The organism is Prevotella illustrans, assembly GCF_017426725.1.
GTDB classification, from domain to species: domain Bacteria; phylum Bacteroidota; class Bacteroidia; order Bacteroidales; family Bacteroidaceae; genus Prevotella; species Prevotella illustrans.
In genome coordinates this window covers 1-21,526 of record NZ_JAERMS010000044.1, presented here as the reverse complement: position 1 = coordinate 21,526, position 21,526 = coordinate 1, and the positions used below count along the sequence as shown (strand labels likewise).

Annotated in this window: 14 protein-coding genes and 1 pseudogene; 7 read left to right on the top strand and 8 right to left on the bottom strand. The window is 52.0% G+C overall.

Annotated features, from left to right (window positions below):
* Positions 1-519: 519 nt before the first annotated feature.
* Both JHU38_RS10770 and JHU38_RS12465 read right to left on the bottom strand, forming a co-directional pair.
* The gene (locus tag JHU38_RS10770) at positions 520-2,598 is read right to left on the bottom strand and encodes an LTA synthase family protein (protein WP_107581952.1); all 2,079 of its coding nucleotides are present in this window, start codon (positions 2,596-2,598) and stop codon (positions 520-522) included.
* Positions 2,599-2,715: 117 nt separating this feature from the next.
* Positions 2,716-3,237, bottom strand: coding sequence for an AraC family transcriptional regulator (locus tag JHU38_RS12465; protein WP_232369941.1), 522 nt, complete (start codon positions 3,235-3,237; stop codon positions 2,716-2,718).
* A 643-nt stretch (positions 3,238-3,880) separates the two neighbouring features.
* Here JHU38_RS12465 and JHU38_RS10760 point away from each other — a divergent pair.
* The 5 genes and pseudogenes from JHU38_RS10760 to JHU38_RS10740 all read left to right on the top strand — a co-directional run bounded on the left by JHU38_RS10760 (position 3,881) and on the right by JHU38_RS10740 (position 10,460).
* Positions 3,881-6,235, top strand: coding sequence for a reprolysin-like metallopeptidase (locus tag JHU38_RS10760; RefSeq protein WP_107581953.1), 2,355 nt, complete (start codon positions 3,881-3,883; stop codon positions 6,233-6,235).
* A gap of 646 nt (positions 6,236-6,881) precedes the next feature.
* On the top strand, positions 6,882-7,733 hold the full coding sequence (locus JHU38_RS10755) for an aldo/keto reductase (RefSeq protein ID WP_107582389.1): 852 nt from the start codon (positions 6,882-6,884) through the stop codon (positions 7,731-7,733).
* Positions 7,734-7,930: 197 nt separating this feature from the next.
* Positions 7,931-8,194: pseudogene (locus JHU38_RS10750) on the top strand (alpha/beta hydrolase); the annotation flags it as partial.
* A gap of 146 nt (positions 8,195-8,340) precedes the next feature.
* Positions 8,341-9,513, top strand: coding sequence for an MFS transporter (locus JHU38_RS10745; protein WP_107581954.1), 1,173 nt, complete (start codon positions 8,341-8,343; stop codon positions 9,511-9,513).
* Between the two features lie 56 nt (positions 9,514-9,569).
* Positions 9,570-10,460 carry a carbohydrate kinase family protein gene (locus tag JHU38_RS10740; RefSeq protein WP_107581955.1) on the top strand — a complete coding sequence of 297 codons (891 nt, stop codon included), beginning with the start codon at positions 9,570-9,572 and terminating at the stop codon, positions 10,458-10,460.
* 168 nt (positions 10,461-10,628) lie between these two features.
* Here JHU38_RS10740 and JHU38_RS10735 read toward each other — a convergent pair whose 3' ends face one another.
* Complete coding sequence (locus JHU38_RS10735) at positions 10,629-12,287, bottom strand: putative transporter (RefSeq protein ID WP_107581956.1); 1,659 nt, start codon at positions 12,285-12,287, stop codon at positions 10,629-10,631.
* A 67-nt stretch (positions 12,288-12,354) separates the two neighbouring features.
* On the bottom strand, positions 12,355-13,179 hold the full coding sequence (locus JHU38_RS10730) for a pyridoxamine kinase (RefSeq protein ID WP_107581957.1): 825 nt from the start codon (positions 13,177-13,179) through the stop codon (positions 12,355-12,357).
* A gap of 217 nt (positions 13,180-13,396) precedes the next feature.
* On the opposite strand from JHU38_RS10730, the gene JHU38_RS10725 reads away from it, so the two are divergent.
* Together JHU38_RS10725 and JHU38_RS10720 are read left to right on the top strand one after the other, a co-directional pair.
* Complete coding sequence (locus JHU38_RS10725) at positions 13,397-13,576, top strand: DUF4250 domain-containing protein (RefSeq protein WP_107581958.1); 180 nt, start codon at positions 13,397-13,399, stop codon at positions 13,574-13,576.
* Positions 13,577-13,698: 122 nt separating this feature from the next.
* Positions 13,699-15,888: a glutamine synthetase III family protein gene (locus JHU38_RS10720; protein ID WP_107581959.1), complete on the top strand. Its 2,190-nt coding sequence runs from the start codon at positions 13,699-13,701 to the stop codon at positions 15,886-15,888.
* A 113-nt stretch (positions 15,889-16,001) separates the two neighbouring features.
* On the opposite strand, the gene JHU38_RS10715 is transcribed toward JHU38_RS10720, so the two are convergent.
* The 4 genes from JHU38_RS10715 to JHU38_RS10700 form a co-directional block, all read right to left on the bottom strand.
* Positions 16,002-19,160, bottom strand: a complete 3,159-nt coding sequence (locus tag JHU38_RS10715; protein ID WP_107581960.1) for a glycoside hydrolase family 2 TIM barrel-domain containing protein — start codon at positions 19,158-19,160, stop codon at positions 16,002-16,004.
* A 640-nt stretch (positions 19,161-19,800) separates the two neighbouring features.
* Positions 19,801-20,526: a carboxymuconolactone decarboxylase family protein gene (locus JHU38_RS10710; protein ID WP_107581961.1), complete on the bottom strand. Its 726-nt coding sequence runs from the start codon at positions 20,524-20,526 to the stop codon at positions 19,801-19,803.
* The gene (locus JHU38_RS10705; protein ID WP_107581962.1) at positions 20,489-20,893 is read right to left on the bottom strand and encodes a carboxymuconolactone decarboxylase family protein; all 405 of its coding nucleotides are present in this window, start codon (positions 20,891-20,893) and stop codon (positions 20,489-20,491) included. Before JHU38_RS10705 ends, JHU38_RS10710 begins: the two co-directional genes overlap by 38 nt.
* On the bottom strand, positions 20,890-21,315 hold the full coding sequence (locus tag JHU38_RS10700) for a putative quinol monooxygenase (protein ID WP_232369940.1): 426 nt from the start codon (positions 21,313-21,315) through the stop codon (positions 20,890-20,892). Before JHU38_RS10700 ends, JHU38_RS10705 begins: the two co-directional genes overlap by 4 nt.
* Between the last annotated feature and the right edge of the window lie 211 nt (positions 21,316-21,526).

Here is a 21,526-nt window from a genome sequence, read left to right as displayed (position 1 = left end):
GCTTCGAGAATAAAGTTCGTGACTAAAAGCCCGGAATTTTGAAAGTTTTCATCAAAATAGCAAACCGCTGATAATCAACCTTTTAACGTAAACGGCAAAGTCTACACGCACATAAAAGGGGCTAAAATACCGAAAATAACCGCCCAAAAGCAGCCTTTTGGGCCGCTAAAAGCATAGCAATGAGCGGGTCAAAGCATAACTTTTAGCGTGTAAAAGCTATGCTTTGACCTTGAAATGAGCTGAAAATGACTTGTCATTGGGGTTGAAAACGCTCTTTCATGACCGTTTTTCCATCTAACTGAAGCATTTTCAGAAGCCGTTTTTCTTACCACTTTATTTACAAAAAGATAAAAAGCCGAGTCGTGCTTGGGGCTGTCTTGATAGCGTCCGGAAGCATCTTGATGATATTGGAATAAAGAGGAAAGCAGCTCCGTATAGCGGACGTTCTGCTTCTCCTGCCATATTTCAATTTAGTATTCTCATTGACATTTTGCAATAAGTCTTACAATATACCTCTTGTTATTGGGCTTTCAGATAGAGGTTTACGTATTGATAGCAGGCCTGTGCCTTGCGTACAAGATGGTTGTCAGGCCGGCTGACGGGTTGCTCGTCATAAGTGCCGTCGGCGAGCGGGCGAACAGAATACTGCCGAACGACACGGACAGGGGATAACACTGTGAGCCGATTCCCTTCCAGATAACCTAAGTCTTGGTAAGTTGCCATGAAAGCACGGGAACGGAATGTGGGAGAGAGAATGTCCTGTCCTGTAAACCGAACACGGCTTTTCAGGCGCAGCAGAGATAAGATGGTCGGCATGACATCTATCTGCGAGCAAACCTTTTCCACTTTCTGTGGCTTCACGATGGCCGGCGCATAGACAATGCAGGGAATGTGATAACGGTCTATCGGCAGTGAAGTCTTGCCCGCGCTGGATGCGCAGTGGTCGGCGATGACAATGAATACGGTATTGTTGAACCATGACTTGCGTGCCGCGTCGCGGATGAATTTGCCGATGGCGTAGTCGGTGTATTTCACGGCGGCGTCCCGTGTGTTCGGATCTCCCTTCACTTTGACGCGGCCGGCAGGATAAGTGTAAGGACGATGGTTGCTCGTAGTCATGATTTGGGCAAAGAACGGCCTCCCGTCTCGGGTGTTGGCGTCGAAAGTTTCCAGGCTCTTTTTGAAAATATCCTCATCGCACACGCCCCAAATGTTGGCAAAGGTGATGTCTTTGCTTGCAATATCGTTGCGGTCGATCACTTCATAACCGTTATGGGAGAAGAAATCGCCCATGTTGTCAAAGTAGCTGTCGCCGCCATAGAGGAACTGGCAGCGGTATCCCAGCCGGCCTAAGACGCTTCCTACCGACAAACTTCCCATGCGGTTGGCCTTGCGCTTGATAATACTCTCGCCGGCACTGGGCGGTACGCAGAGAGACAGAGCTTCCAGACCGCGGACGGTGCGGTTGCCGGCCGCATAGAGACGATCGAATACCAAACCCTTCCGCATCAGCCGGTCAAGCTCCGGCGTGAGCTGTTGCTTGTTGCCGTAACGGGTGAGGAAGTCGGCACTGAGACTCTCCACCGTGATAAGGACAATGTTGGGGCGGCGTGTAGTGAAACTGTCTCCGATGGTTTTGCTACCATCCGCGTTCAATTCTGCTTCCTTGTAGTACATGCTGATAGCCTGTTGCTTGGGCAGCATGGGGTAGAACTTGTCATACTCCAACTTGTTGCTTTGGAATGCGATGACGAAGTCGCAGGCCCCGTTCTGCTCCAGCTGCGTAACATACTGATTGTCGCTCTGCATGCTATGTGTTCCCCACAGGATGAAATAGGAGCAAACGGCAAAGGCGGCATAAATAGCCAAATGAACAGCCAGCAGTCGGGGCGTATAGAGGTTGGTAAGTCTGAATCTTCGCTTGCGAGAGTCCCATAGGATAATGCCTACCGTGAGTAGGACAATCAACAAGAGAAGCGGAACGATGGAATAAGACTCCATGATATTGCCGATAACCTCATGCGTATAGACCAGATAATCCACGGCTATAAAGTTGTATCGAACGCCAAACTCTTGCCAGAAGATGATTTCACCCGCTGTAACACAAAGGAAAAGGAATACGTAAACACCCCAGGTTGTATAGAGCGTGACGCGTCGCCATGCCTCTCTTATCTTGGGAATGAGAAAGCGCAGCGTGAAACTCAGGAGCTTCCAGCCTATGAATATCTTGGCAATCTTCGGCGCGCCACCGCCATATTCGTCAAAGATGGAGTGGAAACAGCATACATAAATCAGTGCGGAAGCGATCAGAACTTCGATTACCCAACCGGCAACACGATTGTACTTCCACTCATTCAGCCCCAGATAGAAAATCTGAAGAGGAATGAAAAGTAGGATGCCCATACCGAAATCAGAGAAGATTCCCACACCCAGCAATCGTATGGTTTCACCTATCGTGAACGAAGCATCGGCCGGCGATGTCAGCATCAGCACTATACGGAGTAAAAATCCTAATACCAAGTAGAGTTTCAGAAATCTACATTCAATAAGATAAAGCGGGTTGCGAAGCCCGACTTGTTTTTTCTTTTTCATATCCATTTATTTGATCGGCTGTAAAGAAACAGCGAAGAGATTTAAACTTATTCTGATTTTTAAATAAAGGATTAAAATATTAAAACACAGCTATAAATCGAATGATTCATGATTGATGAATCGTTATTCTCGGAAATTGGTTGGAGATACGCCCAGATGTTTCTGCACAAAGCGGCTGAAGTAGGCGGGCGAGGAGAATTCGAAAAGGTCGGAGATTTCAGTAAACGTCATTTCGCGCGCTTTCAGCAGCCGGCGTATGTGGATGATGACAAAGCGCGTAATCCAGTAATTGGCTGTTCTGCCGCTTACGCCCTTGCACACCTCAGAGAGATATTTCGGCGTTACGCACAGTTTGTCGGCATAATAGCCCACCTCGCGGTTCTTTACATAATCGCCGTGTTCGAGCATCTGCATGAAGCGGGCAATGATGTCGGTGTCTTGAAACGAGATGTTGGCCAGTCCGTTTTGCGCGGCGTGGATGTCGAAGAAGTCGAGAAACATCATCTGCGTGGCACATATCAGTATGTCTTCTTGAAAGGGATTCTCGGTGTTCAGCAACCTTTGTTCTATCTGTACAAAGTCTTGACGCAGCTGTTCGAACCGCCTCCCGTCCATCTGCATGACAGGATAAGCATAGAGAGCCAACGCGCCTTTGATTCCATAGTTGCTGCGGGGGCGTACAAAGTTCCAGAAAATCAGACTTCACGTAGACGCACATCACGTCTAAATCGGCAGAAGGCCGCATGCCTTCTAATAACTGTTGAAGACTGATAATCATTGCTTCTCCCGATTTTAATAAAAACGGATTCCCATCAAACGTAAAGTCAAACCGGCCACGCATACAAATAATGTGTACCACGTAATCTTTCAGTTCGGCCGTACCGAGACGTTTGAGATCACGCTCCACGATCAAATTACTTTTATTAAACGACATAAGAACCCTATGATTGACCTTGTGGTAACAAAGATAACCTTTTTATCTTATATCACAAAGAGGATGTGTCTATTTTGATACACCCTCATTCATTTTTCGGAGAAAGTGTCAGATTGGCTAATCTTGATTTACCTACTTATGAATCAATATTTAAAGCATTTTACAACACATAAAAGAGAAGAACGGCAAGGGAATGGACCGGAAGCACGCGCAGATAGACAAGTGGCTGGAAAGCATCGGCTTTTAAGCGACAAGATGACATTAAAGAAAATGAGAAGCTTGCAATTTTAGCTCGCACCCCTTGTTGGCGTGGCCTTTTATGCGTAATTTTGCGCCGAAAAAACAGCAAAATAGATGAAACGCATAATTAGAACATTGGCATTTGGCGGGCTGATCTGGCTCTGTGCCGCACCGATATGGGCGGCAGAATCTCTCGACTACGCCACCACAAACGCTTTCAAGCAATCACTGAAACAAGCAAACGCCACCTTCGCGCTACCCATTAGCCCCGAGGTTTCGCTCCCTCTGCAATGGCACGAAAGCCCAAACTCGTTTGCGGCGCAGGGCATACATACTTATATTGGGACGCTCAACGGTGAAACGGTGGCATATGTGAGCATCGACGACAAGGAAAACGTAGTGGGAAGCTTGTATTATGGCTCCGATTACGACATTTCTTCAAACAACGGACTGCTGGTGCTTAGTCCCACAAGACACACGGACAGCGAATGCGGACTGCAGCCCACGTCCACTGCCGACAGTGACAACGCGGGCGAAAAAACAAGTGCGCCCAATGCGCTTGGCGCAAGGTGGAACACGCAGCTGTCCCCAATCACGAGCGGAACCCGGGCAGGTAGGAACACCCTTGAAGCCCCTGTTATCTCTGATGGTACATACCGAGTTTTCCGTTTGGCTGTGTTCATGAGCTACAGCGAGTTCCATTCGCCTAAGTTCAACACGGATGTCAGCAAGGTGAAAGCCTTTTGGGCGCAGCTTGAGACCTATCTCAACGAGATATATGTGCGCGACTTGGGCGTGCAGTTTCAAGTGATCGACGACGAGCGGCTGATTGAACGGGTGAACAACGGACCGTATTACTACTCGGCAGGAACGGGACTTATCAACGCAGCCATCGGCACAGAGAACTACGATATCGGACTTTTGCTGGACTATGCCGAAAATACCAGTCTTGGCGGATTAGCGCATTTGGGCGGCATTCAATATCCGTCTTGGAAGGGGCATGCCGTTGTTTATACCCAGGATCTGATCACTATGGCTCACGAGCTGGGGCACATGTTTGGCGCAGAGCATCCCTTTACATATTCGGTGGGCTTGTGGGGAACATGCAACGAGCCGGGTTCGGGTCAGTCGGTGGTCAGCTATGGCACATCGTCTAAAACGGAATTCATCTCTTTGCAGTGCATCAAAGAAATGAAAGCGCCCAAAGCAAATGCCGACAAAACGCTCCCTTTAAAATATCCCAACACAAATAACACCGCGCCACGCATCGACCGCGACAGGATGAAAACCACCTATCGCGTGCCCCAAGGCACGTTTTTCACCATTCCCGTCTACGCCGACGATGCCGAACAAAAGGAGCTGAACTATAGTTTCAACCAGTTTGGTTGCTCTCGTAGCAATCAAGCCACGTTCCCCGTTTACCCGCCTCAGCGCGGCAACGTGCTCGAATTCGGTCGCAAACACAACGGCAGCGGCAGCATCGTACCAAATTCTGATAAAATACCCGTGGGCAATTATCAGTTCTGGTTGAGCGTCAGCGACGCCCTTCCACTATCAGATGCCATCGCCAGGCACCACGCCCCACTCTACGATGGCTACATTGCCAACGTGGAAGTGGTGGCTGCCACGCCATTCAAGATAACCTCGACGATAGACAAAAAATATTCTATGGGCGACAAGCTGCACCTGACCTGGGATGTAGACAAAACGTTTTTTCCCCGAGACAGCAAGGTGCGCGTGGTGATGTCCGACGATTTCGGCAAGACCTATCGCCACGTGCTGATGCCTGCCACAGCCAACGACGGCGAGTGCGACGTGTTCATCCCGCAGCAGTTGATGGCACGCGTGCCCACCTATTCGATAGTGGTACCAAATACCGGGGAGAAAATCGACATCTGGTTTGCCGGCAAAGGCATTTTAAGATTGGAGACTATCGACGACGACACGCAATATTACGACCTCACAAGTCAGGATCTTAACGGCGGCGGCATCGAGGTGGTAGACGCTCAGGTGGTGTTCGGCGGACTGCCCGAAGCAAGCTACATCATCGTCGGCAAGGACGAAACGCTGCCCGCCAAGCCCGACGTCACCGCCACGATCGACGGGCGTGCCGTGGAGCTTGCCTACACCGAGACCACCGAAGGCAACATCATCACGCGCACCTGGCAAACGACGCAAGGCGGAAAGACAAGCGGCGTGCGCCAGTTTATCGAGTTGCGGGGCTCGACATCCACCGACGTGCGACAAGTCGCGACGCAAGAGACAGTCACGTTGAGAGCGCAAGGGCAGGTTATTCTGGTTGACGGATTGCAGACCAAAGCGCACGTGTCCGTCTACGGCATGGACGGTCGGCTGGTGACCACGGCCGTGAGCGGTGGTGGCGAAGTGCGGCTCCCCCTGCCCACGTCCGGCGTTTATGTGGTGGCAGTGGATGGCAAGACGGTGCAGAAAGTTCAGGTGAACGAATAACGCAAGCCGCCGTCACACCTCGGATTTTCAGCAATCGCGCCTTATCGTTTGGCGAAGGCGTGGTTGCCGAAAATTCGTTCATGCCGTCACTTGCCGTGACGTTTGCCGAGCTTCGGCAGTTAACATCTGTTATGTCTTGACGTTTGTCGAACCTCGGCATTTAACATCCGTTATACCTTGGCGTTTGCCGAACCTCGGCATTTAACATCCGTTATACTTTAACGTTTGCCGAATCTCGGCATTTAACATCCGTTACGTCTTGACGTTTGCCGAACCTCGGCATTTAACATCCGTTATACCTTGGCGTTTGCCGAATCTCGGCAAGCCTGCCGTCGTTTGTCGGGACATCGTAGGGGCGTGATTTATCACGTTCCGCCTCCGCCTGCAGTCCATTGCGTGGCGTTAGCGTGATTGTTTGTTTCCCGAGGAATTCGTAATGTGATAAATCACACACCTACGGCGGATTGCCTGTTTTCCGGGCGAGGCGGAACGTGATAAATCACGCCCCTACAGCTGACGCCACTTGCCGAATGATAACCGACTTTTTCGCTGAAAAGTGAAACAAAGTCGCCTTTTGTGTAAAGCCGAAGCCGCTTTTCCCTCTTATCTTTGCAATCATAAATCATTCACAAACAAAAAGAGAATCATGGATACGATTAAACTGAACAATGGAGTGGAAATGCCGCAGCTGGGCTACGGTGTGTTTCAGGTGGCGCCTGATGAGGTGGAACGCTGCGTGGCCGACGCGCTGAGCATGGGCTACCGGATGATAGACACGGCGCAGGCATACCAGAACGAGGAGGGCGTGGGTCGCGCCATACGCAAAAGCGGCGTGCCGAGAGAAGACGTCTTCGTGGTAGACAAGATATGGATGTCCAACTACGAGGGCGACGCCCCTGCACGCAGCATCGATGAGAGCCTGCGCAAGCTGGGCACCGACTACATCGACCTGATACTGCTGCACCAGCCCTACGGCAACCGTTACAACGCCTACCGTGCCTTGGAAGATGCTTTAAAGGCAGGTAAGGTGCGCGCCATCGGCGTGAGCAACTTCTATCCCGATCACCTCATCGACTTCTGCCACTTCATGGACATTGTGCCGGCGGTAAACCAGGTGGAGACGCACGTGTTCTTCCAGCAGGTGGAATCCCGCAAGTATATGGACGAACTGGGCGTGCGCCACATGTCGTGGGGTCCGCTGGCAGAGGGCAAGAACGTCTTCTTCACCAACGAGACGCTGGCCGCCATCGGTGCAAAGCACGGTAAGACAGGACCGCAGGTGGCGCTGCGCTATCTGTTGCAGCGCGGCGTGATCGTCATTCCCAAGTCGGTGCACAAGGAACGCATGGCGCAGAACCTGCAACTGTTCGACTTCACGCTCACCGATGCCGAGATGGTCGAGATACTAAAGCTCGACACCACACAGCCCGTCATCATGCCGAGCCACCACGACCCGGAAATAACCAAATGGTTTATGGGCTTCGCGCCACGCGGATAAAAGATATCGAAAATGAGAACAAAAGCAATCAAGACCTATTATGTGAAGGAATATGTAGACCCCATCGCGGCAAAGGCATGCGCGTTTTTTAAAGAGAAACTGAAATAAAAATAAAGAGAAAGGAGAATCTGTATGAGAAAACTTCAATTTTTGATGCTATCTCCTTTGGGGTAAGGAGGCACAACAGAAAGCAAGGCTTATTGTATTTCGGCGACTACATACCCGAGACGCCCAGCAAGAACCTCGGCGACGAGAACTGGCGCGTGCGCCTGCAAATGGGCCGCAAGTTCGTTGAATGCGTCAATCGCCACGGAGGCAACGCCACGCTGGTGGAACTTCCCAAGATAGGCGTTTACGGCAACACCCACTTCCTGATGCAAGACCTTAACAACGTTTACCTTTTCATACTTCACATTTACTTTATAAAAAATGATACATGCAACATTTTTGTAATCAAATGAACGATTTTAGCAAGTGACTTATTCTTCCAAACACTAATTTTGCAGTCGTAAAACCTAAGAAGTGACAAACTTCAACGACCGATGCCGCATGGAAAGCTTGACGGTCGGGAGGTAGAAAGACAATTCTTTTTAAAACCTAAATATTTATGAGTAAATCAAACAAAATGGCGCTGATTCCCGTCATGCTCTGCTTTTTCGCGATGGGATTCGTCGATTTGGTAGGCATCGCCTCCAACTATGTGAAGGCCGATTTGAACCTGAACGACACCACGGCTAACCTCTTTCCCTCTCTTGTCTTCTTCTGGTTCCTCATCTTCTCGGTGCCCACAGGCGTACTGATGAACCGCATCGGCCGCAAGAAGACGGTGCTCCTCTCGCTGGTCGTCACCCTCCTCTCCCTGCTGCTGCCCATCTTCGGCGAAAGCTTCGGCGTGATGTTGGTGAGTTTCTCGCTGCTCGGAATCGGCAACGCGCTGATGCAAACGTCGCTCAACCCGCTGGTGAGCACCGTCATCAAAGGCGGCAACCTGGCCTCGACGCTCACTTTCGGCCAGTTTATCAAGGCCATCGCCTCGTTTATGGCCCCCTATATCGCCATGTGGGGCGCCACGGCCACGATACCCGCATTCGGTCTTGGCTGGCGCGTGCTGTTCCCCATCTACATGGTCATCGGCATTGTGGCCACACTTCTGCTCTCCGCCACGGGCTTTGAGGAGGAAAGAGACGCCGTGCCCGCCCATGTCTCCGTAGGTGGCGAATATGTCGCCTGCTTCCGACTGCTGGCCAAACCCATCGTCCTGCTGTCGTTCCTGGGTATCATGTGCCATGTGGGAATCGACGTGGGAACCAATACGACTGCTCCAAAACTTCTGATAGAACGCCTTGGGATGACACTTACCGAGGCAGGATTTGCCACTTCTCTCTACTTCATCTTCCGTACGTTGGGCTGTCTGACGGGCAGCTTCTTCCTGCGGGTGATGAGAAACCGCACCTTCTTCGTCATCAGCATTGCGATGATGGCGCTGAGCATGGTGGGCATGTACTTCGGCCAATCCGAACTGACGCTCTACGTAGCCATCGCGCTGGTGGGCTACGGCAACAGCAATGTCTTCTCCATCGTCCTCAGCGAAGCTCTGCAGGCTGTGCCTGAAAAGAAAAACGAGGTGAGCGGACTGATGATCATGGGCCTCTTCGGTGGCACCATCTTCCCCTTGATCATGGGTGCTACCAGCGACGCTGTCGGCCAAGGAGGCGCCGTCATCGTGATGGCCGTCGGCGTGGTCTATCTCTTCAGCTATATCAAAAGAGTGGGAAGATAAGAAGATTGAAAAAAGAAAAGGATTAAACAATTCATTTAACCGCAAATAGAATCATTATGACCAAGAAAGAACAGAAAAGATACGTTGTGGGATTGGGCGAAGCGTTGTTCGACTGCCTGCCCGAAGGTTCTAAACTGGGTGGCGCCCCCGCCAACTTCGCCTATCATGCCAATCAGTTCGGTTTCGACGCCATGGCCATCAGCGCCTTGGGCAACGACATGTTGGGCGACCAGGCCCGCAAAGAGTTCGACGAGAAGAAACTCAACCACATCATGCCCACCGTCGACTATCCCACCGGCACCGTGCTGGTGACGCTCGACGACGAGGGCGTGCCCTCTTACGACATCAAGGCCGACGTGGCCTGGGACAACATCCCCTTCACACCCGAGATAGAGACCGTGGCACGGAACGCCCGCGCCGTGTGCTTCGGATCGCTGGCCCAGCGTAACACTGTGTCGCGGAATACCATCCTGAAGTTCCTGGCCGCCACGCCCAAGGACTGTCTCAAGATTTTCGATATCAACCTGCGACAGAACTTCTACACCAAGGAAATCATCCGCGACTCGATCGACGCCTGCAATATTCTGAAGATTAACGACGAGGAACTCGTCACCATCGGGCGCCTTTTCGGCTATCCCGGCCTGGACATCGAAAACAAGTGCTGGCTCATCTTGGGCAAGTACAACCTGAAAATGCTCGTGCTTACCTGCGGCGTCAACGGCAGCTATGTCTTCGCTCCCAAGAAAAAGAGTTTCGTGGAGACGCCGAAAGTGGAAGTGGCCGACACGGTGGGTGCCGGCGACTCGTTCACCGGTAGCTTCACGGCCGCCATCCTGGAAGGCAAAACCATCGAGGAGGCCCACAAGCGGGCTGTCAAGGTGAGTGCCTACGTATGTACCCAGAAAGGTGCCATGCCCGAGACGAAGGGTTTGAAGTTTGATGAATAAAACGAAGGATTGAATGGCAGATAAATGAGAGCTGAAAAGCAGCTTTGTAAAAGGGCTGCTTTTAGCTTGTAAAAGATATGCTTTGAGCCGCTAAAAGCATAACTATTGGAATGTAAAAGGGCTGCTTTCGCAACGTGAAAGCAGCCCTTTTACAATTCAGTCATCGGGTTATACCAGAAACATCACCATTACCTGGGCAATGATCACACGAATGAACATGCCCAACGGATAGACAGTGGCGTAGCTGACCGACGGCGCGTCACCGTCTATCGTATCGTCGGCATAAGTCAGGGCCATGGGGTTGGCCATGCTGCCGCAGAGGATTCCGCAGATGGTTCCGAAGTCGAACTTGTGTAGCCGGAGCGCGATACAGCCCACCGTGAGCACGGGTACCACCGTCAGCAGGAAGCCGATACCCACCCACATGAGGCCTTCGGGGCGCACGACGGTCTCGAAGAACTGACCACCGGCGTCGATACCGAGACATGCCAGATAGAGCGACAGACCCAATTTGCGCAACATAAGGCCGGCACTACGGGTCATATAAGAAATGAAATGCACGCGCGGCCCAAGCGCGCCGATGACGATACCCATGATGATGGGACCGCCGGCAATACCTAAACGCACGGGGGCTGTCATGCCGGGAATGTCGATGGGAATGGCGCCGACAGCCACACCCAGCAGCATACCGAGGAAGATAGCGCCCAGGTTGGGCTCGTTCAGCGTCTGCACGGCATTGCCTAAGAAAGCCTCTACATGGTCGATGTCGGCCGGCGGACCTACGATGGTCAACCGGTCGCCGTATTGCAGCCGCAGATGGTCGGTGGCCAGCAGCTTGATGTCGCCACGGGTGACACGGCTCACATTGACACCGTAGGTGCTGCGGAGCTGCAACTGGTCGAGTCGCTTGCCGTTCAGTTGCGTCTTGGTCATCACGATGACACGGCTCTCCACCTTCGAGTCGATGGCGTTCCAGTCTATCTGTTCCCGATTCCAGTCTTTTTCCACCTTCTGTCCGAAGAGAATTTCCATGGCCGAAACTTCCTCCTTATTGGTCACCACCAGCAGGTTGTCGCCCACCTGCAGTGTCGTGGTGGCATGGGGCACAATGACCTGTCCGTTGCGCCATATACGGCTGATGATGAAATGGCGATGGGTCATGAGCGATATGGCGGCGAGAGACTTGCCTGCCAAGGCCGGATTGACCGCCACAAACTGGCCCACATAGGTGTGGTCTTCGTCTGCCGACGAATGGGGTTGCAGGTCAATCGGTTTCACAAAAAGCTTGCGCATGATGACCATGGCCAGAATGACACCCACGACACCTAACGGATAGGTGACGGCACAGCCCAAGGCGGCACGTCCGCTCTGTAGTCCCATCTGCTCCAAGGCTTGCTGAGCGGCTCCCAGAGCCGGCGTATTGGTGGTGGCTCCGCAAAGAATGCCCACCATGTCGGCCACGTTCACCGGCAAGACATAGCACAGCAGAATGGCCATGAGCGTGCCCGTAAGGACGACACCGAGTCCCCACAGGTTGAGCTGAATGCCCTCGTGACGCAGCGAACCAAAGAAGTTGGGACCTACATAAAGGCCGAGCGCGTAGACAAACATGGACAAGCCGAAGCTCTCGGCAAAGAGCAGGACGTCGTGGTTGAGCGTAAAACCGTAGTGGCCGCCTACGATTCCGATGAAGAAAACAAAGGCTATGCCGAGCGAAATACCTTTATAGTGGAGTTTGCCGAGCGCAAGTCCCAGGGCGCAGACTGCTGATAAAACGACTACGGCCTGTACGGCTGAATGGATTGAAAACAGGGATTCGAGCCACATAAAAGAAAGAATTGAGTTACGGAAAACGGTCGCTAAAAAGCTCGAGAGCTTCGTTTAGGCCGTGGAATTATTGATTCAGTACGTCGAGGTATTGCTCCAATGGAATGCCTCGGTTCTTGTCTTCGTTGTCCTTGTTGAGATTGATAAACGTATAGACGGCGTCCATGGCTTTGCGGGTGCTGTCCGTCAGCGGTTCGTCGTTGAGCAGATGGCCGATGAGCACAGCCGAGAAGATGTCGCCCGTACCCGGAAAGTGTACGGGAATTTCATCATAGGGCAGTTGGAAATAGCTGTCGTCTTCGTGGTTGTAGCCCATGACCGAAGGCTGTCCGTCGACCGGTATGCTGGTGATGAGCACCGATTTAGGGCCAATCTTTCGTAAATGACGGAGCAATCCCAGCGCCTCATCGTAGCTGACACCCTCCGCCCGGTAAGGACGGCCGGTCAGGTAGCAAGCCTCCGTATAGTTAGGGTAGCACAGATGAGCTACACCGAGCATTTCGCGCATGGAGTTGATGGCAGCGGGCGTGACGCCATTATACAGCTTTCCCTCGTCGCCCATGATGGGATCCACGTAGATGACGGTACCCTTGGCAGCCTCTTGCAAACAATAACGGGAGATGATGGCAGCTTGGCGTTCGGAAACAATAAAACCTGTGGCTATGGCGTCAAACGAAAAACCAAGTTGTTTCCAAACGGGAAACACGCCTTTGATATAGTCTGTCGTATCTAAAATATTGAACTTACCATAATCCAACGTATTAGAAACCAGCGCTGTCGGCAGATTATAGGTGGGATGGCCAAAGTAAGAAAGGATGGGAAGCATGGCCGCCGTAGCCACCTTGCCGTAACCGGCCATGTCGTTGATCAGAAGAATCTGCTTCTTACTCATTTGTAATATACTTATTTAGCGGTGCAAAGGTAGCTCAAATCAAAGATAAATCAAAAGGAAAAGGGAGATAATCGGAACGGAAATATTTTTATTTGAACGAAAAACGAGGGAAATCACTCAGAAATAGCGGTTTTATTCATTAAAAATATTTATTTTTTTTCGGCAAGTCGTTGATTTCAAGTAACTTTGCAATCGTTTTAAAACAGAAAGAAAAATAATGGATAAATTACCCAACGACCCGATGATCTTATTCAGTGTCGTTAACATGTTGCTGCGCGACGACTACCGTTCACTCGACGCCTTGTGCGATGATATGGATGTAAACCGTCACGACTTAGAAAAGAAACTGGCCGCGGCCGGCTTTGAATATAGCGAAGAATATAACAAATTTTGGTAAACATACAGAAAGAAGCTCTCACCGATTGTGAGAGTTTTTTTGTCTACAGGCTTTTTTCACGTCTATTTTTTATATTTTTGTCCACACAACACGTTTTTTTTCACGGAATAAAATAATAACTTATGTCGAACTTGAGATTTGAGGTCGTGGCCGAAGCGTTCCGCAAGCGTCCTTTAGAGGTGCCCGCGCCCAAGGAACGTCCGTCCGAATACTTTGCCAAATATGTGTTCAACCGTCAGAAAATGTACCGATACCTGTCGGCCGACGTCTACAACAAGCTGATAGATGTTATCGACAACGGCTGTAGGCTCGACCGAAGCATTGCCGACGCGGTAGCCAGCGGCATGAAGCAGTGGGCCGAGGAGAACGGCGTGACGCACTATACGCACTGGTTTCAACCGCTCACTGAAGGCACGGCCGAGAAACACGACGCCTTCGTCGAGCACGACGGCAAGGGCGGAATGATAGAAGAATTCTCGGGCAAGCTGCTCGTTCAGCAGGAACCCGACGCCTCGAGCTTCCCTAACGGCGGCATTCGCAACACCTTCGAGGCCCGCGGCTACTCGGCCTGGGACCCCACGTCGCCCGTCTTTATCATTGACGACACGCTCTGCATCCCCACCATCTTCATCTCTTACACGGGCGAGGCGCTCGACTACAAGGCCCCGCTACTGAAGTCGCTCCACGCCGTCGGCGAGGCGGCCACGAGTGTCTGCCACTATTTCGACAAGAAAGTGAAGAAGGTACAGACCAATCTGGGCTGGGAACAGGAATACTTCTTGGTAGACGAAAGCCTCTACTCGGCCCGCCCCGACCTGATGCTCACCGGCCGCACGCTCATGGGGCACGACTCGGCCAAGAACCAACAGATGGACGATCACTATTTCGGCACCATCCCAGAGCGTGTTCAGGCCTTCATGAAAGATTTGGAAACGCAGGCGCTGGAGTTAGGTATTCCCTGCAAAACACGCCACAACGAGGTGGCACCGGGGCAGTTTGAGCTGGCGCCCATCTACGAGGAATGCAACTTGGCGGTAGACCATAACATGCTGTTGATGAGTCTGATGAAGAAGGTAGCTCACAAACACGGCTTCCGGGTGTTGCTTCATGAAAAGCCATTCGATGGTATCAACGGCTCGGGCAAGCACAACAACTGGAGCCTTGTCACCGATACGGGCGTGCTGTTGCATGCGGCCGGTAAGACGTCGGAGGCCAACCTGCGCTTCGTGGTGTTCATTGTCGAGACGCTAATGGGTGTCTACAAGCACAACGGACTGCTCAAAGCATCGATTATGACGGCCACGAATGCCCATCGTCTGGGTGGAAACGAGGCTCCGCCCGCCATCATTTCGTCGTTCTTGGGGCGACAGCTGACCGATTTGCTCGATCATATTGAGAAGGCCGACAAGGACGAACTCTTCAACGTTGAGGGCAAAACGGGTATGAAACTCGACATTCCGGAGATTCCGGAACTGATGATCGATAACACCGATCGCAACCGAACGAGTCCGTTTGCCTTCACGGGCAACCGCTTTGAGTTTCGTGCTGTGGGCTCAGAGGCCAACTGTGCCAGTGCGCTTATCGTACTCAACACGGCCGTGGCTGAGGCTTTGACCGACTTTAAGCAGCGAGTAGACGCGCTGATAGCCGGTGGCGAAGACCAGACGAGTGCCATTATCGACGTGATTCGCGAGGACATCAGGCGCTGCCGCCCCATCCGCTTCGACGGTAACGGCTACAGCGACGAGTGGAAAGCCGAGGCGGCCCGCCGCGGACTCGACTGCGAGGCTTCCTGCCCTCTCTGCTTCGACCGCTATCTCGACCCCGAGAGCGTCAGGATGTTTGAAAAGATGAACGTCATGAGTCGCAGCGAACTCGAAGCCCGTAACGAGGTGAAGTGGGAAACCTATACCAAGAAGATTCAGATAGAGGCCCGCGTGATGGGCGACCTGAGCATGAACCACATCATTCCGGTAGCCACGCACTACCAGAGCCGCTTAGCCAAAAACGTGGGAGGCATGTTCAATATCTTCGGAAAGGAAGAGGGCAAGGCGCTCACGGCCCGCAACGTGAAGATTATCCGCGAGATCGCGGAGCGCACGCAGCGCATTGAAACGGGTATCGAAGAACTTGTCAACGCCCGCAAGGTGGCCAACAGGATTCAGAACGAGCGCGAGAAGGCCCTCGCCTATCACGACACGGTGGCCCCGAAGATGGATGCCGTGCGCTATCAGATAGACAAGCTGGAACTCATCGTGGCCGATGAGCTGTGGACATTGCCCAAGTACAGGGAATTGTTGTTTATCAGATAGGAATTTGAAATGTGGAATGTGAAGTGTGAAATGACACTTCTTGGGCTTAATAAGGAAGCCTCTCTCGTTGACACGAAAGAGGCTTCCTTGTTGTTTAAAAGTGTGGGGGCAACTTATTTCAGGGGCGAAAGCGTAAAGCTGAAGGCTTTCTTTCCGAAGTGCAGCCGATACTGTTCGAAAGGCCACGCGCCCCAGCTGTCTTGTCCGCCAAGCCCATATTGCGCGCCGTCGACACAGAGCACGGTGTATCGACTCTTGGGAATCTGGTAGCTGTGGCGTTGTTCCTTGGCCTCGCCGTCGTCTAAGTCGGCGATGTTATAGTGCAGGGCACTGGCCGAGAACAGCTGCGGAGAGGTTACATTCAGGCCCTTGCCCTCGGCGTCGGCCTGGTTCCAGTAGCGCAGGTCGCTGAAAGTGCCCGTTTCCTGCGGCCTGATGTAGGGATAGAACATGTTGTCGGCCGTATTGCAGTAGATGCCGACGAGCTGCGAAGCCTTGCGGTCGATGTAGTTTTCGATAGGTCCGCGGCCGTAGAATGTTGTGCGGTCCATTTGGTAGGGCATATCCATCACCATGCCGAAGCGGTACATGTCGGGAGCCTTCGCACCGTCCTTGGGTTCGAGCAACTGGCTGACGTCGATTCGTCCGCGGCTGTCGACAAGGTAACGAAGCGTGAGCCGGGCGCCGACGGCGGGCATATCGTAGACAGCCGTCACCTCTGCCGGCGCGGCCTTGCCCTCCTTGCGGGTCTCGGCCGTCAGCGACATGAGTTTCATCTCGGGGTTGTTCCACACCTTGAAGCGCTTGGGGAAGCCGGCGCCCATGTCATTGTCCGTGGCCGCCCGCCAGAAGTTGGGACGCAGCGAACCACCCTCGGCGATATACTCGCGACCGTCTGCCGCATAGCGTGTCATGAGACCGCTCGCACGGTCGAAGGCCACGGTCACGCCGTCGGCCGTCAACAGCAGTCGGGCGTCTTTCTTTTTATTGATAATCTTCACCTTTCCATCGGCAGCCACGGCCTTTTCGGGCGTAAAGGCCTTCACGGTAAGCTGCTCGTAGGCCACCGTCTGGCCGGCGTCGACGAGCGACTCGGCCGTCTTGGCCACGAACCGCACGTTGAGCAGCACCTCGCCCGCGTCCACGTCATGGATGGGCAACGTGACCATCGCTCTCCCCTGCGGCGCCACGTTCAGGTCGGTTATCTCGCCTTGCTCGACGCTCTTGCCGTCGGCCAGCACGTTCCATACGATCTTGTAGTTGCTCAGGTCGCGGAAGAAGTTTTCGTTGTAAACCTCGACAACACCCTTCTTCAAGTCGATGGGCGTCACCCAGATGTTCTGATACTGGTAGGCCACCTCGTAGGCATGAGGATTCAGCTGGCGATCGGGGCCGATAATACCATTGCAGTTGAAGTTGTTGTCCGAGCCATCGTACGTATTGTAATCGCCGCCATAGCAGTATTCAATGCCGAGCAGCTTGCTGTAAGGCGTCTGTTCGTTTACGTTCAGGTGCATCAGTTTGCCCGGTTTGCGGTGCAAAGCCTGGTCTACGAAGTCCCAGATGAAGCCACCTTGGAATTTCGGATATTTGCGAACCAGCTTCCAGTAGTCCTGCAATCCGCCGCTGGAGTTACCCATCGTGTGGTTGTACTCGCACTGGATGAAAGGCCGTTGGTCTTCGGGCGCGTCGCTCTTAGCGTAGGCTTCGCAGTCTTCGGGCGACCTATACATCGGGCATACGATGTCGGTGTGTGGCTTCTTCTTACCCATTTCCCACTGTACGGGGCGACTTGGGTCGGCCGCTTTCACCCAATCGTAGGCAGCCTCGAAGTTCGGGCCGTCTGCGGTTTCGTTACCCAGACTCCAAGTAATGATACTTGGGTGGTTGAAGTACATTTCCACGTTGTGCTGGTTGCGCTCCATGATTTGCTTGGCAAACTGTGGTTTCTTCGCTTCCGAGTCATCGCCGTAACCCAATCCATGACATTCCTGATTGGCTTCGGCCACTACGTAGAGGCCATATTCGTCGCAAAGCTCATACCATAGTGGGTCGTCGGGGTAGTGGCAGGTACGCACGGCGTTGATGTTGAGGCGCTTCATAATCTTGATATCCTGTATCATGCGCTCGCGGCTGACGATATAACCGCCGTCGGGATCCATCTCATGGCGGTTGGCACCCTTGATGAGAACAGGCTTACCGTTGACCAATAGCTGCGAGCCGCTGATTTCCACTTTGCGGAATCCAACATTCTGCGTGGTTGATTCCACCACGTTGCCCTTGCGGTCTTTCAGCGTCACAACAGCCTTATATAAATAAGGTGTCTCGGCTGTCCACGCTTTCACGTTGCGCAGGGTATAGCGTGCCGAGCCCACATGGTTGCGTTGGAAGTCGAGCGTGCTGTTGAGAATCTTGATGCCGGCCGCATTGTAGAGCGCGAACTCAGCGATGGGGTTGCCCTTTGCCGTCACGTGGATGGCCACCTCGCCATCTTGATAGTTGTTTTTCAAGTCGGGCACGATGCGTACGTTCTCTATATGGATGTTCGGATTGCGTGCGTAGAGGTAGCTTTCGCGTGCTACACCCGACAGACGCCAGAAGTCCTGGTCTTCACAATACGAACCATCACACCAGCGGAACGACTGGAAGGCGATGAGGTTCCGGCCCGGTTTCACGTATTTTGTGATGTCGAACTCGGCCGCCACCTTGCTGTCTTCCGCGTAGCCGACGTACTGTCCGTTGACATAAAGGTAGATGTTGGATGTCACCGAACCGAAATGGGCGATGACCTGCTTGCCGTTCCAGTCGGCGGGCAGGGTGACAGTGCGGCGGTAGGTGCCCACGTGGTTGTTCTCGATGGGCACCAATGGCGGGTTGTTCTTGAAGTGGTGCAGCCAGGCGTAGCCCACGTTCACGTAGACGGGATCGCCATAGCCGTTGAGTTCCCACATGCCGGGTAGCTGCAACGTTTTCCAAGCAGAGTCGTCATAGTCGGCGCGGTAGAAGTCGGTGGGACGCCGGTCGGCGTCTTTCACCCAATTAAATTTCCACGTTCCGTGAAGCGACAGGTAGTTGGCCGAAGCCGTCTTGTCGCCTCGTAGGGCAAGGACTTCGTTCTCAAAGGCGAAAAACGAAGTGTGGAGCGGAAAGCGGTTGACCTCGTTCACCTGCAGGTCGTGCCATTCGGTGTAGGTCGGTACGACGCCGGGCTGCTGTACGGCAAACGCATTGGCGGCACAGGCCAGCAATGTCAGTAGTACGGTTTTTCTCATGTTGCTAATTGAGGGTTGACGTTGATGATTATTTCTATGATTTTTTCAAGTAATGTTTTCATTGGTACAAATATACGAAAAACGTTTGAAATGCCCACACGCTTCTGCCGCTAATCTGCGCTTGCCCTTTGAAACGCAAGATTCCTTTTCCGTCGTGAAAGGAAAGAAAGTTTCGATTTAATCATTGTGTGCGTGCACAACGATTGATTTACATCAAGAATAATAAGGTTTTTAAATGAAAACGAATTATTTTTATTGCGTTACGGTTAGATTGTGACTATCTTTGCAGTGTCAAAAGAACAAAAGAGAGTTAGTTACTTTTTAGGTAAAACATAGAGATTGTTATAAAGGATCAAGGCAGATAGGTTTAGTTAAGGTAAAAAAAGATTGTTTAGGTAACAAGTTTAGGTTTTAGTTAAGGTAATAAAAGATTGTTGTAGAAGGAAACATATTTGTTCATGTTTTTGTTTTTAGTTATTAGGTAAAAGATTGATTAGAGAAGAATGGTGGTGCCGAAAGGCGGCTCCACCTAACGATCGGAGGGACGTGAGTTTCTGCGATTTTTTTTGCGCTAAAAACAGAATATCAGCGTGCCCCCATTGCTCCAAAGCTTCAATAACACAACAAACACTTTATTTCCTTATTTCAGTTGATTATATACTTCATCACTGACGGGCTCCAGCCATTCGTTGGGTTCCGCCCCCGGCTTCGTATTCGGAACCGCCACATGTGTGGCGATGTGCTGGAACCAGCTGTCCTTCCTGGCCCCGTGCCAATGCTTCACACCCTCGGGAATGTCGATGACATCGCCCGGATTGAAGGCTATGGGCTCTTTTCCCCACTCCTGATACCAGCCGCGGCCTGCTACGCAGATGAGAATCTGACGGGCGCCATGATGAATGTGCCAGTTGTTGCGGCACCCCGGCTCGAAGGTGACATTGGACAAAGGTAGAACGGTCTTTTCTTCTTCACCCATATTCTTGGGCGTGATTCGGGCCAGATGGCTGTTGCCAATGAAATATTGGGCGTAGGCAGTGTTAGGAACACCCTTCGGCCATGCGCCGGCGTTCGCGTCTGCGGCATTGTCGCATTGCGAAAGTCCTTTGGCACTTAGAAACGCCATCAGCTCATCCACCTGCTCCTTGGTGTTTCCCATATTGACGGCACCCGTCCGATGGGCCGCCAGTTGGGGCGCCACACCTTTGAGCGAGGCCAACGCGGCAATGGTCACCAGTTCACGGTCGGCGGCCGAAAGCTGATTGCCGGCAAAGATGTCGCCAAAGAGATGGGCCTTGAGGTAATGGTCGTTCTGCGGACAGAAGTCATAGTTAAACGGGCATCCGCTCAATTTCGTCTGGTTCTTCACTCCGAGATTGAAGGCAGCCCGTGCGTCGTCCCAACTCCTTGAGGCGTTCCCAGGCTTTGCCCTCGCCGTTTCTCTTTCCCGCAGCCTTGCGCGCTTCGAGCGTTTTACTCAATACGCCCAGCGCGTTGAGCGAACGGGGAAAGCCCGTGTAAGCATAAAGTTGGGAGAAAGCCTCCTTGATTTCATTGATCGTCACTCCACCGTCTAAAGCCTCGTCGATGGCCGGCGCAAGACGGTTGAGATCGCCCCGGGCCTCTAAACTTGCCAATGTTGCCAGATGTAATTGGCGTGCAGTCAGGTTCTTGGCCGCAAATGAATTACTTGCTGTTACCATAATAAATATAAGAATGAATAATTTTTTGATCATTTTGTGAGATTTTTATCGTTTAATTTCTTGAATATCTCCGGCATAGCTTTCGGGTCAAGCGCTCGCGTCTCTATCAGTTTCAATGACTTCACCATATTCTGTGTACCGCTTTTGTATTTCAGAAAGTGGTCGGTCTCAAGATGTTGCCGATAGGCGGCGGCCGAGCGATAGATCTCGAGAATGCGAATCTGGTTGTTGTCTTGCAGTATCTGCATGGGGAAGATGCAGACAACGCCCGGCTCTTCGCGTACGGAAATGCCGCCTATTTCGGTTGCCGCAGCCAAATACGCGGTCATTTCTTCCGGATAAACCTCTATTTCGACTATCCGAACAATCATGCTGTCATTCGTGTAACACTGCGCGTTCATGTCTGATGTTGCCATTATGGTCAATAAGATGATGATGAAGAGTCGTTTTATCATTGTTTATATAAATAGTTTACGTGATTGATTTCAGGTGTAAGCGATTTCATGCGGGGAATGCCCGGTGGAAGAAAAATCCCCACAATTAAGGTATAACCAGCTTGACATTATTCTATCATGCTGTAAAAATATTCATTTATTTTGATATCCGCAACCCCTGACTTCGTCACCTAAAAAGCATATATTTTGTAATTAATTGATAAACAACATT